Source organism: Luteitalea sp., from assembly GCF_022842525.1.
GTDB lineage: Bacteria > Acidobacteriota > Vicinamibacteria > Vicinamibacterales > Vicinamibacteraceae > Luteitalea.
This window is the reverse complement of sequence record NZ_JALHPM010000051.1, coordinates 1-15,763: the sequence shown is the minus strand read 5'-3', so window position 1 is coordinate 15,763 and position 15,763 is coordinate 1. Positions and strand designations below refer to the sequence as shown.

Here is a 15,763-nt window from a genome sequence, read left to right as displayed (position 1 = left end):
ACCTGTGAGCGCTCTGCTGTGGCCCATCCCGGGCCCCCGCCGTTTCGCTGAGACAAATAGCCCGCACTTGCTGATGCGAGCAGCGCATGCTGCCTTGACCCAAGTCTGGGACCTCTTGACCTCCGAGAGGTCATCGTTCAGACTCTCCCCTCGAAGCGCGAGAGGAGACGATGCCGAAGACTGACTTGCTGCAAGGCACGCTGGACCTCCTGGTCCTGAAGATTCTGACGCTCGGTCCAAATCACGGGTGGGGGATTGCGACACGCATTCGTCAGATCTCTCGTGAGGGGCTTGAGGCAAGCCAGGGTTCGCTGTACCCGGCGCTTCACCGACTGGAACTGCGCGGCGACGTCGAGTCTGAGATGACCACGTCGGAGAACAACCGTCGCGCGCGGGTGTATCGCCTGACCACGGCTGGAGAGCGTCGCCTTGCTGAGGAGACCGCGACGTGGGAGCAGTTTGCGCTGTCGATAAAGCGCATCCTGCACGCCGGCTAGCAGCGGTTCCGAGACCGAGGCGCACCTATGCTGGCCAGGCTGCTCGCGTTTGCACGGGGAATCGCACGTCGACGCGCCATCGGCGCCGAGTTCGACGAAGAACTGCAGTTCCATATCGAACAGGCCGTCGATGCGCAGGTCCGCCGTGGCGTCACGCCTGATGAGGCGCGTCGTGTGGCGCTCGTCGAGCTCGGAGGGATGACCGCCACCACCGAAGCGGTCCGCGACGTCAGGACGATGCGTCTCGATCGCCTCTGGCGAGACGTCCGCCTCGCTGTTCGCTCGCTGAAGAACAGCCCCGCCTTCTCTATGGTGGCGCTCGCGGTCCTCGCGCTGAGCATCGGTGCGACCACCGCCATCTTCACGGTCGTCGACGCCGTGGTGTTGCGAGGGCTGCCGTTCGACCGCCCGGACCGGTTGGTCGTCGTCGGGGAGCGAAATGTCCACGACGACGCGGCCGCCTTGCATAAGACGACCCCACAGACGTTTCTCGACTGGCGGGACCGGCAGGACGTCCTGACGGGGCTGGCCGCGGTCGGGTATGCGGAGATCAGTGTGCAGGGAGACCAGGACCCGCTGCCCAGGAATCTGAGGGGGCAGCGTGTCACGGCAGACTTCTTCCCCGTGGTGGGCGTCACTCCGGTTCGCGGCCGGGCGTTCAGGGCAGAAGACGAACAGCCGGGGCGTGCTGCCATTGCCATCATCAGCTACCAATTGTGGCAGCAGCAGTTTGGTGGACGGCCTGATGTCATCGGCGCGCGGCTTCGAGGTCCACGTGCGACGTTCGAGATCGTCGGCGTCATGCCTGCCGGGTTCGTCTACCCGATCGACACCTATCTGCTCGGCTCGCGCGAGCCGGTCGACGTCTATGTGCCCTACATCTTTGCGAGCAGCGACCGTGTCCGGGGGACCGACTACGGCTACAACCTGCACGTCGTTGGTCGTCTCAGGGACGGCGTGTCCCTGGAGGTCGCAGCGGAGCGCATGCGACAGTTGACCGCGGCCCTTGCCGCAGAGACGCCCAGGTGGTTCGAGGACAGCGAGGTCAGAGTCGAGCCGCTGCACGCGTTTATGACGCGCAGCGTTCGGTCGTGGATGATGCTGCTCCTGATGGCGGTCTCGTGCGTCCTGCTCATCGCTTGCGTCAACCTCGCCAACCTGATGCTCGTTCGCGCCACGACCCGGACCCGCGAACTGTCGATTCGCGCAGCCCTGGGCGCGTCTGGCTGGGATCTGGTCCGGGCGCTGCTCATCGAGAGCCTCGTGCTCTCGTTGATCGGGGCCGCGATGGGCGTGGTCCTGGCGTGGTGGGGGCTCGAGGCGTTGAAGACGGCCATTCCCATTGACGTACCGCGGGTCTCAGCGATCGCGATTGACCTCCGCGTCCTTGTGGTCATCACCGCGGTCGCCACCGCCACCGGTCTCGCGTTCGGTCTTGCCCCGGTGCTGCAACTGCTGTGGCCCTCCGTCGGGCACGGGCTCCAGCAGGGCGAACGCTTGTCGACAGCTGGGCCGCGGGCTCATTGGCTCCGCCGTGCGCTCGTGGTCACCGAGGTCGCGCTGGCGGTCGTCCTGCTTGTTGGCGCGGGGCTGTTCCTGACCAGTTTCGCGCGCGTCACGGGCGTCGGTCTGGGGCTGGACGTCCAGAATGTGCACGCCGTGCAGGTCCGCCTTGCGGAGATACCCGACGATCCCGAACGGGCGGCCCGGCGCAACCGGGACCATCTCCTCCGCGCACTGGCTCGCGTCCAGAGCCTACCCGGCGTCGAGGCCGCGGCCATCGCGGGTGGTGGCCTGCCACTGCGCGGTGATCTGCGCACGGCGGATTTCGCGATCCCGGGTCGTCAGCTGTCAGGCCTCGACATCGACTTCAATCAGGTCTCTCCAGAGTACTTCGACACGTTGAAGGTGCCCCTCTTGCGGGGACGGGCCTTCACGTCGGGCGACGTCGAAGCCAGCGCTCCCGTGGTCGTCCTCAACCGAGCCGCTGCCGCTCGCTACTTCGGAGTGGGTGAGGCCATCGGACAGGTGGTGAATGTCGCTGGCGACCGCACTGTCGTCGGCGTTGTCGACAACGTGCGCCACGACGGGCCGGAGAGCGACTGGCGTACCCAGGCGTTCGTCCCGATCACGCAGTCCAGGACGTTCGGAGCGACCTTGGTGGTCCGCACGACGCACGGGGCAAGCGACGTGGTTCCGGGCATCCGTCAGGCCATCGCCACGGAGTTCGCCGGCCTGCCCGTCCGGGTCGACGAAGGGACGTTGGCCGAGTACTTCGACCGACTGGTCGAACGACGACGCTTCACCATGCTGCTCGTGGGTCTCTTTGGGGCGTTGGGCTTGGCGATCGCCACCGTTGGCATCTACGGCGTCATGGCCTACACGGTGACGCAGCGGACCAAGGAGATCGGGATTCGCGTCGCGTTGGGCGCCCGGCCCTCCGCGATTCTGCGGTCGGTCCTGGGCGACGCCGCGGCGCAGTTGCTGGCCGGGCTGACGCTCGGCCTGACCGGCGGTTGGATGGCGGCGCGGCTGGTTCGCAGTTTCCTGTTCGGAACAACGCCGAACGAGCCCATGGTGTACGCGGCGGTCGTCGTCGTCCTGACCGCCGCGGGGCTCACCGCGGCGCTCGTGCCGGCGCGTCGCGCGGCCCGTGTGGACCCTGTTATGGCGTTGCGGGCCGACTAGCGCAGCGGTCATAGACATCGGCCCAGACGCATGGGGAGCGCGTCCCTCCAACGAGTTCAGCAGAACTCACCAGGGCTTGTAAGTTTTCGCGAGGAATGGAGGTTCTACAGGTAACGGCACCACTGTCTACCAGACAGGTGCACGTGTGAGCTCTCTCGCTGTGGCCAATCCCGGCCACCCCCTCCGTCTCGCCCGAGACGGAGCACTCGCCGCCGTCGCCCCAGGGCCACGGACAGGGAGTTCTCACATGACCATGACCGGCACGACTGCATCCACCATCACGGCGCTCACCGCACATCGCGCATGGGCGACCCGCCCCCCGGATGAACGGTACGCCTCCGTTCACGCGCTCTACGAGGCCGCCCGCACACGGCGTCTCGGCACCGTAGAACGTCGCATCGCCACCGGCGCCCTTGGGACCATGGCGGTCACCGACGACGAGCTCGCCTTGCGCGACCCCGTGGGCGGCACCGCGCCACTTACGCACTGGAGCTTCGAGCAGCTCGCCACCATCGCCGGCGCGCCGCCGAAGTACCTCCGCTCCCTTCCCGCGTCGATCGCCTCGGCGGCCATCAACCACGGGATGTCCCGACAGACCCGCGCACAGCACCAGCTGTTCGTGGACGACGCCGCACCGGGGACCGTCCGCGCGATCACCTCGCCGCGGTACACACGGGTCCACCACGACGAGCTGGCGGGCCGGGTGCTCGACCTCATGGCGTCGCATCCGGCTTGGCATCTGCCGCTCGGCTATCAGGACGGCGTCTTCGGTGCGGCACGCGTCCCGTCGGGCGCGTACCTGGGCGATCGCGACCTGTTTCTCTTCCTCGTGGACGGGAACCGGGATCTCGAGGACCCGACCGATGCCTCACGATCGGGCCTGTTTCGCGGGTTCATCCTCCGGAACAGCGACGTGGGTGCGGCCGCCCTCACCCTGGATGTGTTCCTGTTTCGCGCGGTGTGCGCGAATCACATCATCTGGGGCTTTCAGCACGTCGCCGGCTTTCGTCGCCGGCACGTGGGCACAACGATTCAGGACGCATGGGCGCACTCCCTCGCCGGGGTGCGTCAGGCGCTGGATGCCGACACGTCGGCGGATCGCGCGATGGTGCTCCGGGCGGCGACCACGCCGCTCGCCGCGACGCGCGACGACGTGATCCAGGCGGTGACGACGCGGCTCGAGCTGCCGCGGAAGTCGGCCGCCGAGGCGTACGACCTCGCGGAGGCGTACGAGGGCAATCCCCGTTCGGTCTGGGGCTACGTGCAGGGGCTGACACGTCTCAGTCAGCGCACCCCTTGGCAGGACGGCCGGTTCGTCCTTGACCGCGCCGCCAGTCGCCTCCTCACCACGGTCCACTGACCCTGGTGCTTGCCGCGTGCGCCCAGCGCGCACGCGGCGCTTCCACCTCACATCCCTGACGGGCCGGCCCAGGTCGGCCCGTTCCCTGCGCGAAACACTCGCGCCTGTCTGCGCGTCTGGCCTCAGTGGCCCGACGTGCGCGACCGGCCGGAGGTCTGTCTCCGGCTCGCAAGGAGCATCGTCATGAGTCGTTCCACCACCCCGTTCTCGAGTGTGACCACCTCCCGCCACCGCGTACGGGAGTTCGTCTGTGCGTATCGACCCCTCCGCGACCTTGAGGGTCGCGTCGTCTCGCTGCCGACGCTGGTGTTCAACAACCCGGAGACCGCGGCCCGGGCGCTCACGCCGCTCCTCGCACAGGAGCCGGTGGAGGTGTTCGCGATCGCCTGTCTCTCGGTGCGCAAGCGCCTGTTGGCCTGGCACATGTGCTCGCGGGGCTCGCGGACGGGCACGCAGGTGTCCATGCCGGACGTCTTCGTCCCCGCCGTCCTAACACCGGGGACGACGGGGCTCATCGTCCTGCACAACCACCCGAGTGGCGAGGTCACGCCGAGTCCCGACGATGTCGCGGTCACACGCCGCCTGCAGCTCTCGGCGCTGATCCTCGGCCTCGACCTGCACGACCACATCATTGCAGGAGAGGCGGGGCAGTACTTCTCATTCCGCGAGGCGGGTCTCCTGGGGACCGGTCTCGAGGAGATCGTCGCCGCGTGCGGCGCGCATCCCACTAAGGGACGTCCTCCCGGATGTGCCTGAACGTCCAGCAGAAGGCGAGGCCGGGCATCACGCATCGAGCGTGGGGCTCGCCTCGGCCCTCGTCAAGGCGCGACTCCATCGCCCCCGCGTCGCCGCGGGGCTGCGGCCTGGACGAGGCCGAGGACTCGCCCGGATGCACTCGGTTACGTGATGCCCGCGGACTCCACGGCTCAGAAGCGAGCAGGACGACTTCAGCGAAGCGCCCGCAACTTCACCTGCAGGCCCCACAGAAAACGAGCGTCTTCATTCGGGAGCCCTTCTGTCAAGCGGTCGAGCAGGACCTGTGCCCCATCCCTCGTTGCCGGCCATATCTGAATGAGTTCTTCAAGAAGCTTCGCAATCTGCTCGAAACGACGAACGCGCCCGCCAGACTCCGTCGCAAACAGGTAGAAGGGGCACGAAAGGAGTACCTCGACAACCTGGACCTCCGAGACGCCCGCACGCTGGCACTCGCGTGCGAGGTCCGCGAGCTGGCTCCGTACTCGCTCGACGATGTCGGCACCTAGTCGGCTCGCATGTTGCGCGCCGAACACCGCGGCAATAGCAGCCACCTGAACATCATCCCTGCAGAGAGCAACGAGGTCCAACGAACCAATCACAATTCTCGCTTGATCAACGAGATGATGCGGCAGTGTCTGATCGTTGACCACCGCTCGCAGTACGACCCATGGGTGCGTCATGTCACCATTCGCGAGCGCCGCAAGCGCGGCCTCGACCTGCGACAGCAACGTCGGGGGGCTCACACGTTCAGCCAAGTCCGAAGTTAGAAGTCGCTGACGTGCAGGCGTTGCACAGGATCCGAGGAGCGAGCTCATTGAGTCCGGTCTCCAGCCCGCTTGTTGCCGCAAGGCAAGCAGGCGTGCTGGTTCAGCCTCGACCCACTGCGACAACTGAGCACGGAAGGTAGCATCCCCTCCGGCATCGCCGAGGGCATACGCAGCGACGTCGAGTGAGAATGACAGCAGGTCGAGGTGTCTGGGGTGGCAGCACTCGGCTAGGTATGCCGCGTCCGTGAAGGCCACTTCCGCTGGCAGCCGATCACTCCAGCTTCCAAAACTGTCGCGAATCCACTCCTCGCTCGCATGAGCGTTGACGAGAATGCGGAACACCCGGTCGCCGTGTGTCCAGACGACTGTGAGACGTTCGTCGGTCGGAAGTCGACGAAACGCCTCGACGTAAGCCAGTTCGTTGGCGATTACCCGTAGAACCTTTCGCCACGCTTCACTACGGAGATCGAGCGCCGCAAGAGAGGCCCGTTTGGCCCACCTTCTCACGTAACGACGATAGACTGGTCGTTCGGTGCCTGCTCGCTCGCACAAATGGGCCACGTGGGCTGAGGCAATTGGCGACGTGCCCAGCGTCTTGCTGAGGTCGCCAAGGAAAGCCCGCCGCCCATCGCTGGACAGGTCTGCTACCGCCCGCTCGATACTGTCGGGTAGTGGACACGGCAGGCCAGACAGTCGCACGATGGTTTCGCGAAGCCCAACCTCGTCCAACAAGGCTGCGGCTGCGTCCTTGAGTCTATCGCTGAATGCTCCTCCGACCGCTTTCAGCCGGAGGTGCCGCGTCAGTGCTTCCACGTCCTCTAGAACGAAGTCGTCTCGATCGACCGCCTCGTGTCGAGAGACCGTGTTCTCCAGCTCCAGATAATGACTTGCTGCACTGGTCCTTCGGAGTCTCGCTACCTCCATGACGCGTTCGGCAGCGCTGTCGAGCAAGGCCACGCGGGCGACCTCAGTGTCGGTGTCGGCCTTGTCCCGGTCGAAGAGCGGGGTTAGACGGCGTAGCATCGCTTCCCTGGCCGCCACGGTGTCTCCGAGGATGTCGAGTTCACCCGAGAGAATCAGATACTGGAGTCCGTCTGACGCGTCCGCAACGACGAGCTGCCCTCCTGCCACATGCTGGTCACGCTTCACCAAAAGCTGGTGGCCATTCGCGTCGAATGCGGCCTGCTCACCGGTGCGAGCTACTTCCGCCGCTGTTCGCCAGAATGAATCGGCCTTGATGTAGTGGGGACCGATGCGAAACTGCCGGATCCCCTCCACGTCCAGCGCTTTGAGGAAGCCCGGGTCATCGGCCAAGCGGGCGCTCATCTCTTCCGGAAGGTCTGCCACGAGCTGCCGAAGCATCAACTTGGCGAGTCGCGCGTGCTTCCGACGGAGCGAGGGTTCGAGCACGCTAAGGAGCGACTCCTTCAACAGCTCGATGACGGTGCTCGCCAGTTTCGGGTCTGCCTCCAACCTGCGACGAATCAGTCTCGCGTGGATCCATTCTAGATATGCCCGGCGCTTCTTCTGCTCGCCCTGATCGGTGCTGGCCAATCGAATCGCGTGGGAGATTAGGGAGACCAGCGCCATCGCTTCGAGATGATGGTCGATCGCAGGGTCAGCAGGTGCGCGAGTGAATTGTCGCCCGCGGTCGGGTATGTACAGGCTTCGCAAGAGCCATTCAGATCGATGTCTGGACACCTGAGAGGGCTCGCTCTCGGCCCATACTTCGACCATCGCGTCCACGACGGCCCGGCTAGACTCAAGGATGTATGGCCACTCGACCGGCCCCACCCCGTCTTCTGCAACGACCAGATCGTCGCCCCCCGCCACGCTTCTTGCGAACTGCCGTCGAATAGTTCGCAATTCTCTGGACTCGTGGAGGGTTCCGCTCGCATCCAATGCCTGCCGTGTTCGCTGGCTGAGTTCGGCCGTAGTGAGGGAGATGAAGCGGAGGTCGGCATCGCGGCTGTCGTGAACGAACGACGCCACTCGTTCGTCTGGGATCGCGCCCCTCTCGTGCATAACGCGGACGACATCGTGCGTGCCTAGGATCGGCGCACCATCCTTGTGCACATATCGCGTGGCCCATCGGTCATCGACCCACAGCACGTCGCCGTCCTTCGGCGCCAGCCGCAACAAATCCATGAGGCACCCGAACGTCGGCGAATCTCCTACGCTGTCGCCGATGCGTCCGTCGTGAGTCACCAGCGGGAGCAGCTGATACGTGCCCCTCTGAAGACCGGTGTTTATTTGGTCAAGCAATCCCGTCAGCCACAGCGCGTCTGCCTCGCTGACGTCGAAGGCTTCCAAAGGCTGGACAACGAACGTGTCATAGTCGTCGGCCAACACATGAAACGAGAACGTACGGGTCGCAGCCTGGAGTGCAGCACCCCCAGCGAGGCCTTCCAGTACGCCGGCAGTGCACAGGATGTTCGCGCCACGAGGTACATGTCGAATCACTGCTGGCCCGTGTTCAGGTCCCAGAGCATCGCGAGCCTGAGCGGCGTCCCCTTCTGACAGCTCGCCGAGCCCCTTGAGCGCATCAACGACGCAGTGGGCCGTTCTCACACGCTCGTGGTCCTCTGGCGTCAGCGCCAGTGGGACGAGTCCTGCGTCTGAGAGTGGCAGAGAGCCCAGAAGCAGCCATTGATTCGTCGCCGCGACGTCAAGCAGGCGCTTATCGGCAAAGCCTGAGCCTCTGCTGTCCTGGACGATACTGATGGCGCCGCGAACAAGTGCATCACGAACCGCCTTGAGTGGGGCCCGACGCGCAGGCTGAGGCGGCAGGGTCATGTCTCGCATATGCGCCAACGCGACTGGCGTCCCGTGCGGCAGCAATATCGGAGCGAAGACTGATTCGATGTGTGTGAGTAACCCGAAGTGGTGAGCGGTCATCAGTGCCGTCGTGTCGGCGTGTAGCCGGAGACGCACGCTCGATTCGAACTTCGCTACGGGAATAGTCCGCCATCCAGCGCGGGAGAAAACAGGTCCAGCCGCGGAGTGGCCAGACTGCTGGTTGGCGAGCATCGCCCGACGGTATCGTGACGAGACCGGCTGCTGGAAGTGGTGGGCAAGGAGGTGAATCGGAATCCGACCAGTTCGATAGAGTTCAGAAACGCGCTCAGCGTTGTGTCGCTGCGCTATCAACAGCGTTTGGATGTCCTCAAGACCGTACCGCTGAATACCAGCGCCCGGGCTGCCGGCAAGCTGCATCATGCGCTGAATGAGCGTGCGCAGGTCTCGATCAAGACCCAGCCGGTACCCGGCGTCGACAGCAATGACAACTTCGTGGTCTGCAAAGCCGATCGAGGCAGCTCGGTGCCACAAGCCCCTCGCAAGCGACTGATCCTCGACCGCTGTGCGCATCGCGAGCCGCAGGAGTTCAACAGCACTAAGCCCTGGGAACTGGTCGTGGCTTCTGGCGAGGGCGGCTAGGGCGTGCAGATCGCCCATCTGAAAGCGAACGTCGGCCAGCAGCAGGAAGTGCTCTTGCGTGGGTTGTCGTCTGAAGAGGTCCTCCGCCTCGGTTGCCGCGGCCGGCAGCATACCCATGCGACGGCGCGCGAGGAGCCGCAGGCGCCGCATGTCGTTTGGGGGCTCGCCATGAGGAAACAGACCCAAGTGGGTTTCGAGTAGCTCCAGGGCTCCAGAGAAGTCGCCGGCGTTGTACAGCGTTACCGCAGCCAACGAGAGTGCGTTAGCCGTCCCAACACTGGCTGTCAAGCCGCGGGCCAAGCTGGCCGCGTCCTCCCAGCGTCCGACGAGTCCCAGCTCTTTGCATAGCTCGAACGATGCTTGGGCGTCACCGGCGTCGTGCCGATCCTGCAGCTCTGCTAGTAGTTCGTCCACGACGCCGGTGCTCGATGCTCTCGCCCGAAGTCTCACCAGCTGCGCCTGGGGCGAAGCGGGGGAGGCATCGCTTGCTTCTGGCTGCGCGCCTGCTGCGGCGGTGACCTGTAGCTTCCAGAGGCTCCACAGCGATTCGGCCGCGTTGTCGACGAAGCGTAGCCGGGCTCCATCGAGAAGCTCCAAGGCTGCCGCGTGGTTGCCCCCTTCGACGCGCAGGAGCACGAGCGCAACGATTTCCGGCACTGATGCGTTTCCAGCCGCAACGCGTTCTTGTAAAACAACGATGGAGGCTGAGAAGTCCACATCCAAACGCCTGGCGAGGCCCCACACGAGCGCCTGGTAGTGACCCGGATCTCGGTTTAGGAGCTCACGACAGTACTCAACGGCCTCTTCTCGCCGCTCTGGGTCATTCGCCAGCGCTGCCAGTCTCCAAGATTCGTGCACACGACGCTCATCGCCATCCTCATTCTTTAGGTCGATCTGGGTAATCGCGTGTGCAGCTCGGGCGAAGTGGTCTCGGCTCGTGTCGTCCGTCCTCACAAACTCCCAAGGCTCTGGTTCCGGCCAGGAGGGCAGGCCCGCTGGAACGGCGGCTGGAGACACTCCGCTCAGGTAATAGACGATGGCCCGGCTGTAAAGGACGCTCACCCAAGTGGGCGCCAACTCGCTGGCTTTGTCGATCTCCAGCCGCGCCTGCAACATGTCGCGCCCGAAAACGTGCGCCAAAGCTCGTAGCCGGTGGACCTCGGCGGTGCCTGAAAGCGGCGTCAACAAGTTGATGGCGTCGACTACCTGTCCGCTTTCCAGCAACAGCCCTGCCTTCAATGTGACCGTGTCGAGATCGTCGTCGGCGGCGAGGAGAGGCAAAGCGGCTGCCGGTCCTGCTTCCCGCCGAACGATCAGAGCTCGGAGGCGGCGACCGGCTCCTGGCGCCAGCGCGTCGGCCTCATCTGCGAGTGAGTGAGCGCGAGGCAAGTCGCCAGAGTCAAGAGCCAACTGCCCTTCGAATCTGCGAATAGTAGCTTGCAACGCGTCGGGAAAAGCCTGCCATCGCCCGGGATCGCGAAGGCGCCCCAAGCCGTCAGCCGCCGCGCCGCTCTTGCCTTCCCGCCAGAGTGCTCGGAGTCGCTCGACTTCGGCCGCGCTGTCGGCCGAGACGTGCCCAGCCAGGATGCGTGTCTGCTCGTGGAGGACGCGATTGATGAGAACTGTGTCCTGAGGAAAGCCCGTGATGCCGGTCCCACAGAGCTCTGCCGCCCAGTACTCGAGAAGGTAGGTGCGGACGATGTCTGGATGCGGACGTAGCTTCGTGACAAGCTCAGCCTGTCCCCACAACTCGTAGTCGAATCCAAGCTCCCTGAACGCAGTCCTCTGGCGCTGATACTCCTCGTTGATCTGTGTCTTTGAAGCATCTGGCGACACGAACAGGATGAAACGTCGCACTCCTCGCTCGCGCCAGTACTCCAGGTGCTGAAGGAACTCGCCAGAAGCTTTCTGGACCAGGCCGACTGTGAGCCCCTGCGGAACGATGCACTTGCACTGACCTACGCTGATGCCGTCGTCATTGCGGTGTTGCGCCTGAACGTCGACCCCAAACTGAGCTTGGCCGGAGGGTCCAAACACCTGCGCCGCGGAGATGTTTCGTTCCTTCCGGTACAGGTCACGGCACAGTTCTTGGAATGTGGCGTCGCCCAGAACATGGAAGTCAGGGCGCTGGCCATGTGCCGTCGGAAGTGGAACCGCAGCGCTCTCCATGTTCCTGTCATTCACCTTCGGCTACTCCTGTTCGAAGCCCTTGCTCCCGAAGTTCAAGGTCCGTCGGTTGTCCGTCCGCCGTCCAGACGATGTTTCCGAAGCTCGTTTGGCTTCGGCGCCTCGCCTCACAGATGGCGGACGGCACTCCATGCCTCAGTGACGGCTGCCGTGCTGCCGCTGAAGCATAGCGGAAGCTCGCTGTCTTCGGACGGCACACGCGCTCCTCTGACGGACGCGGAACACCTCCGGTTGTTGGGAAGAGTTGTGCCGCTTGTAGGATGACAAGTGGCGGTAAGAACTTACGCGTGTGCGGGGTTCTAGGTGGTTAGAAGCCGAGCCCTGAAAGTGCCCCGAGCTGCAGCCCGGCGACGTTCGGTCCCGGCGGATGCAGGTCTACCACCCGGATCGAGCGCCCACGGGCGCGAATTCTCGACGTCCATCCGGAGCACCGGACTCGCGGAGGCCGAGTTGCGCGGCCAACTCCGCTCCCCTCACTCGCGCCGTAGTGGCGACCGCCCTCACGTACTGCCTGCAGCGGCCGTGCGCTACACCCTGTTCGCGCCGCCGTCCCGGCTGACACCAGAGGAAGTCGCCATTCTCCGCGCATCCCTCGGCGTGCCCTCCGCGGCCAGCCCGAGCGGTTCGCATCTAGCCTTGGCGAGCCACGGGCAGCCGCTCTCAGAACTGCGCGCATGAGCCGCTGCGCCCAGCCTCGAGCCGTCGACAACGGTCGAGGTCAATTGACAAATTACTGAGAATCCGCGGCGGCTCTGGGCCGTCGCGGGTTGTGACCAGTTAGCGCAACTTCATGAAAACACAAGGGTGGCGGTTCCCCGTAGTCTCCTGCGTTGCTGGTCCAGCGTTCTCTGTAGCCAACGGCTGCCGCGCGGCTCGTAAGAATTTGATCCTAAACCGGGTTCTACAGGTGAAGGCGGCACCGCGAGTCCGGTACCGCCCCCGCTACCGACGCCGGACCTTGCGCGTGCGAGGCCGTCGATGCAGAACGCTGCGCGACCAACCTGTCGCCGGTGATGCCGGTTCATTGCCCGCATCAACGCCCTCCTGGGCGCCTTCCTCGACTCCAGCCCGGATGTCCGGGCCCGCCGAGGCCAAGATGCACAGTCACATCGCACTTGCTGGTTCGCCGTTCTTCCAGCGGCGCGCTCGCCGTCGGCGCGCTACCGCCGTTCGCTACACCTTGCTGACGCCACCCTCGCGGCTGACGATCGACGAGGCCGCTGCGCTGCTGCGGCTACCGCGTCGCGCCGTCGAGACCGAACTGGAGTGGCTCGCGCCTGGAGCCAGCGACGAGCCGACTTCGGAAAGGCCAGGCATCCGGGAGGTGCGCGCATGAACGCCTCAGTAGGGGAGGAGCGGTTGCTTCGCGCTGCCGACGTCGCCGCAGTGGTTGGCGTCAGCCGCGCGTACATCTACCACCTGATGAAGCAGGGGACCTTTCCTCGCCCCATCGCGCTGAGTCGGAACTGCGCACGTTGGGTGCACTCGGAAGTTCAAACCTGGGTGCATGAACGCATCGGCACCGCCCGTGTCAAGGCTCCGATCGTGTCCTCGTCGCTCACGTCGTCGGAGATGGGCCAGCGCAGAGGTCGTCCACGTGGTCGGCCCAGCGCTGCATGAGCAGTCGGCGGGCCTCCAGCCGGTCGCCCCGGTCGTAGGCGCGCTTGGTGCGCGACCGCTCGACGTGCGCCAGGGCGTGCTCGATCACGTCCGGTGCGGCGAACTGGCGTTCGTTGGAGACGGTCGAGAATAGGGATCGTAGTCCGTGTGCCGTCAACGCGCCCGACCAGCCGACCCGGTCGATCAGCGCGTTGACGGTGTTGTCGGAGAACGGTCTTGCGGCATCGAGCCGATGCGGGAACAGGAATTCCCGGTGTCCTGTCAGCGCACGCAGGTCGCTCAACACGGCCAGCGCCTGCCGGCTGAGCGGCACCACGTGCTCACGTCGGCGCTTCATGCGTCCTGCCGGAATCGTCCACTCCGCCCGCTGCCGCTCGAACTCCGCCCACCGCGCCTCCCGCACCTCGCCCGGCCGCACCGCGGTCAGTAGCTGCAGACGGATTGCCGCTGTCACGAGCAGATTCCCGGCCCTCGTCACCGCCGCCAGGAAGTCGCCGACCTGCTGCTCGCGAATGGCCCGCATGGGCGTCGACTTGGGCGCCGGCAGCGCATCGACGAGCACCGAGGCCGGGTCGTCGGGCCGCAGGCCCTCGAGTATGGCCAGACGGCAGATCTCGCTGAGGCGCTGGCGAATGCGGCGGACGGTCTCCTTCCGGGAGCCCTTCGCGACGAGCGGGTTGAGCACCGACAACAGTTCGAGCGGCGTGATCGCGGCGATCGGTCGGTCGCCGAGAGTGGGGAAGACGTGGAGCTCGAGCGACCGCCAGACATCGGCGGCAAAATCGGCGGTCCAGTCGGCCTTCCGGCCTGCGTGCCACCGGGTCGCGACCGCGCGCAGGGTGTCGCCCTTCTGACCCCGAACCCTCTTGCGCACCGACGGGTCGATGCCCTCCCGCAGGCAGCGCAGGGCCTCCGCGCGCTCCTCGCGTGCCGCCGCCAGGGTGAGGGATGGATAGGGACCGAGGCTGAGCAGCCGTTCCTTCCCCTGCCATCGGTACTTGAGGCGCCAGAGCTTTGAGCCGGTCGGCTGAACCACCAGGAACAGGCCATGACCGTCAAAAAGCTTCAATGGACGCTCACCGGGCTTAATGGCCCGGATTTCCACGTCTTTCAGCGGCATCGCGATACCCCCAGAGTATCGATACCCCCAAAATCGACGATACCCCCAAAAGTACCCCCACGCTCGGCCTGATGGGGGTGGACGCCTCTGGACGTACGTGGACGATCCATGGCGGAATTCTAAGCGAATTCCGCTTTTCATGGACCATCCTGAACTGGTCTGGACTGACGAATGGTGGAGGCGGCGGGAGTCGAACCCGCGTCCGAGGGCGCATCGCCGCAGGACTCTACGTGCGTGTCCGCTCTTGAAATCTCACTGCGCAGGCTCGAAGAGCGACGAGAAAAACCTGACAGCCAGTCCCGGTATGTCTCGCCCCCACCTGCCGGAACACCGGATGGGGGCCAGCCCTCTGAATGGCGCGTCGTCCCCGGTCGAGGGCGCTCTAGGGCGACGCGTCGCAGTTAATTAAGCTGCGAGTGCAAGCTGCGGTTCCGCAGTTACATTTGGTTTCCAACGGATTAACGAGGGAATTGGAGTCCTCGGCACGCATCCCACGGGTCCACACCTCCGTCGAAGCCGTGACGCCCCCCTGGAGATGCCGCCGCGAGGATTCCCTCGCGACTGCCCGTCGCTCGCCCCCACCCCACCCGTGGCAGTTCCTGCCATGGCGAGAGTGACGGCCCAACGACGATACTGACAGTGTACGCGCCACACCCCGGCACCGCAAGCCGCGATTCCTCGAATTTTCCCAGTATTCTCGTGCCTTGACGAGGTGGTATGGGCCTCGCATAATCCCCCCACGGCCAGCCAGTCACGGCGGGACCACACTCGCCACCAGAGACGCCCATGTCGCTCGAGACCCGTATCACCGAGGCCGCCACCGCGGCAGTCCACCGCCTCGACGAAGATCTGCGCGCCAGGCTCGCCGCCCTCACCGAGGAGTTGCGCACCGCCGCCGCCGAGGTCGCCGTCGAGGCCAACACCGCCCAGGCGGAGACCGCCACCGCCCACGCCGAGGCCCTCGCGGCCCACGCCGAGGCGACCGCCGCCCTCGAGCAGCAGGTCACCGACCTGCAGGCCGCCCTCGCCGACCGCGACCGCAAGCTCGGCGACCTCGACGAACTGGTCAACACCACCCGCGACACCCACGCGATGGCCCTTGCGCAACTCCGCCAGGAGGCCGACGCCACCCTCGCCGACGCCGAACGCGCCCTCGTCGAGGCCGTGCGCCAGGCGCAGCTGCAGAACGAGCAGGGCAAGGCCGCCGCACTCCTCGAGTCCACCCAGCTGGCCCGCCAGGACGTCGCCGGCCGCGTCCAGGCCCTTGCGCACGCCATCAGCGGCATGGACGACGCGACGACCCTGAGCGAGGTGCTCGACGCCCTCAGTG

At 65.6% G+C, this 15,763-nt stretch carries 8 protein-coding genes, 1 other RNA gene and 1 pseudogene; 7 read left to right on the top strand and 3 right to left on the bottom strand.

Annotated features, from left to right (window positions below; all coding sequences use genetic code 11):
* Nucleotides 1-170: 170 nt before the first annotated feature.
* The 4 genes from Q0C41_RS12385 to Q0C41_RS12370 all read left to right on the top strand — a co-directional run bounded on the left by Q0C41_RS12385 (nucleotide 171) and on the right by Q0C41_RS12370 (nucleotide 5,301).
* Complete coding sequence (locus Q0C41_RS12385; RefSeq protein ID WP_291984088.1) at nucleotides 171-497, top strand: PadR family transcriptional regulator; 327 nt, start codon at nucleotides 171-173, stop codon at nucleotides 495-497.
* Nucleotides 498-524: 27 nt separating this feature from the next.
* Entirely contained in the window at nucleotides 525-3,185 is a 2,661-nt protein-coding gene (locus Q0C41_RS12380; RefSeq protein WP_291984087.1) for an ABC transporter permease, read from the top strand.
* 247 nt (nucleotides 3,186-3,432) lie between these two features.
* On the top strand, nucleotides 3,433-4,545 hold the full coding sequence (locus Q0C41_RS12375; RefSeq protein WP_291984086.1) for a DUF932 domain-containing protein: 1,113 nt from the start codon (nucleotides 3,433-3,435) through the stop codon (nucleotides 4,543-4,545).
* Between the two features lie 183 nt (nucleotides 4,546-4,728).
* Nucleotides 4,729-5,301 carry a JAB domain-containing protein gene (locus Q0C41_RS12370; protein ID WP_291984085.1) on the top strand — a complete coding sequence of 191 codons (573 nt, stop codon included), beginning with the start codon at nucleotides 4,729-4,731 and terminating at the stop codon, nucleotides 5,299-5,301.
* 191 nt (nucleotides 5,302-5,492) lie between these two features.
* On the opposite strand, the gene Q0C41_RS12365 is transcribed toward Q0C41_RS12370, so the two are convergent.
* Nucleotides 5,493-11,675 (bottom strand): hypothetical protein, encoded by a 6,183-nt coding sequence (locus tag Q0C41_RS12365; RefSeq protein WP_291984084.1) that lies wholly within the window; start codon nucleotides 11,673-11,675, stop codon nucleotides 5,493-5,495.
* A gap of 1,114 nt (nucleotides 11,676-12,789) precedes the next feature.
* Here Q0C41_RS12365 and Q0C41_RS12360 point away from each other — a divergent pair.
* The gene (locus Q0C41_RS12360) at nucleotides 12,790-13,029 is read left to right on the top strand and encodes a hypothetical protein (RefSeq protein ID WP_291984083.1); all 240 of its coding nucleotides are present in this window, start codon (nucleotides 12,790-12,792) and stop codon (nucleotides 13,027-13,029) included.
* On the top strand, nucleotides 13,026-13,313 hold the full coding sequence (locus Q0C41_RS31405) for an AlpA family phage regulatory protein (protein WP_367079206.1): 288 nt from the start codon (nucleotides 13,026-13,028) through the stop codon (nucleotides 13,311-13,313). Before Q0C41_RS12360 ends, Q0C41_RS31405 begins: the two co-directional genes overlap by 4 nt.
* Here the strand turns inward: Q0C41_RS31405 and Q0C41_RS12355 are convergent.
* Together Q0C41_RS12355 and ssrA are read right to left on the bottom strand one after the other, a co-directional pair.
* The gene (locus tag Q0C41_RS12355; protein WP_291984082.1) at nucleotides 13,252-14,433 is read right to left on the bottom strand and encodes an integrase arm-type DNA-binding domain-containing protein; all 1,182 of its coding nucleotides are present in this window, start codon (nucleotides 14,431-14,433) and stop codon (nucleotides 13,252-13,254) included. The genes Q0C41_RS31405 and Q0C41_RS12355 overlap by 62 nt on opposite strands.
* Before the next feature lie 172 nt (nucleotides 14,434-14,605).
* Nucleotides 14,606-14,962: a transfer-messenger RNA gene (gene ssrA / locus Q0C41_RS12350) on the bottom strand.
* A gap of 257 nt (nucleotides 14,963-15,219) precedes the next feature.
* On the opposite strand from ssrA, the pseudogene Q0C41_RS12345 reads away from it, so the two are divergent.
* Nucleotides 15,220-15,763: pseudogene (locus tag Q0C41_RS12345) on the top strand (hypothetical protein); the annotation flags it as partial.

Coding starts and splice junctions, on each gene's coding strand:
- Q0C41_RS12385 (WP_291984088.1), top strand. CDS start 171: ATGCCGAAGACTGACTTGCTGCAAGGCACGCTGGACCTCCTGGTCCTG.
- Q0C41_RS12380 (WP_291984087.1), top strand. CDS start 525: ATGCTGGCCAGGCTGCTCGCGTTTGCACGGGGAATCGCACGTCGACGC.
- Q0C41_RS12375 (WP_291984086.1), top strand. CDS start 3,433: ATGACCATGACCGGCACGACTGCATCCACCATCACGGCGCTCACCGCA.
- Q0C41_RS12370 (WP_291984085.1), top strand. CDS start 4,729: ATGAGTCGTTCCACCACCCCGTTCTCGAGTGTGACCACCTCCCGCCAC.
- Q0C41_RS12365 (WP_291984084.1), bottom strand. CDS start 11,675: ATGGAGAGCGCTGCGGTTCCACTTCCGACGGCACATGGCCAGCGCCCT.
- Q0C41_RS12360 (WP_291984083.1), top strand. CDS start 12,790: ATGCACAGTCACATCGCACTTGCTGGTTCGCCGTTCTTCCAGCGGCGC.
- Q0C41_RS31405 (WP_367079206.1), top strand. CDS start 13,026: ATGAACGCCTCAGTAGGGGAGGAGCGGTTGCTTCGCGCTGCCGACGTC.
- Q0C41_RS12355 (WP_291984082.1), bottom strand. CDS start 14,433: ATGCCGCTGAAAGACGTGGAAATCCGGGCCATTAAGCCCGGTGAGCGT.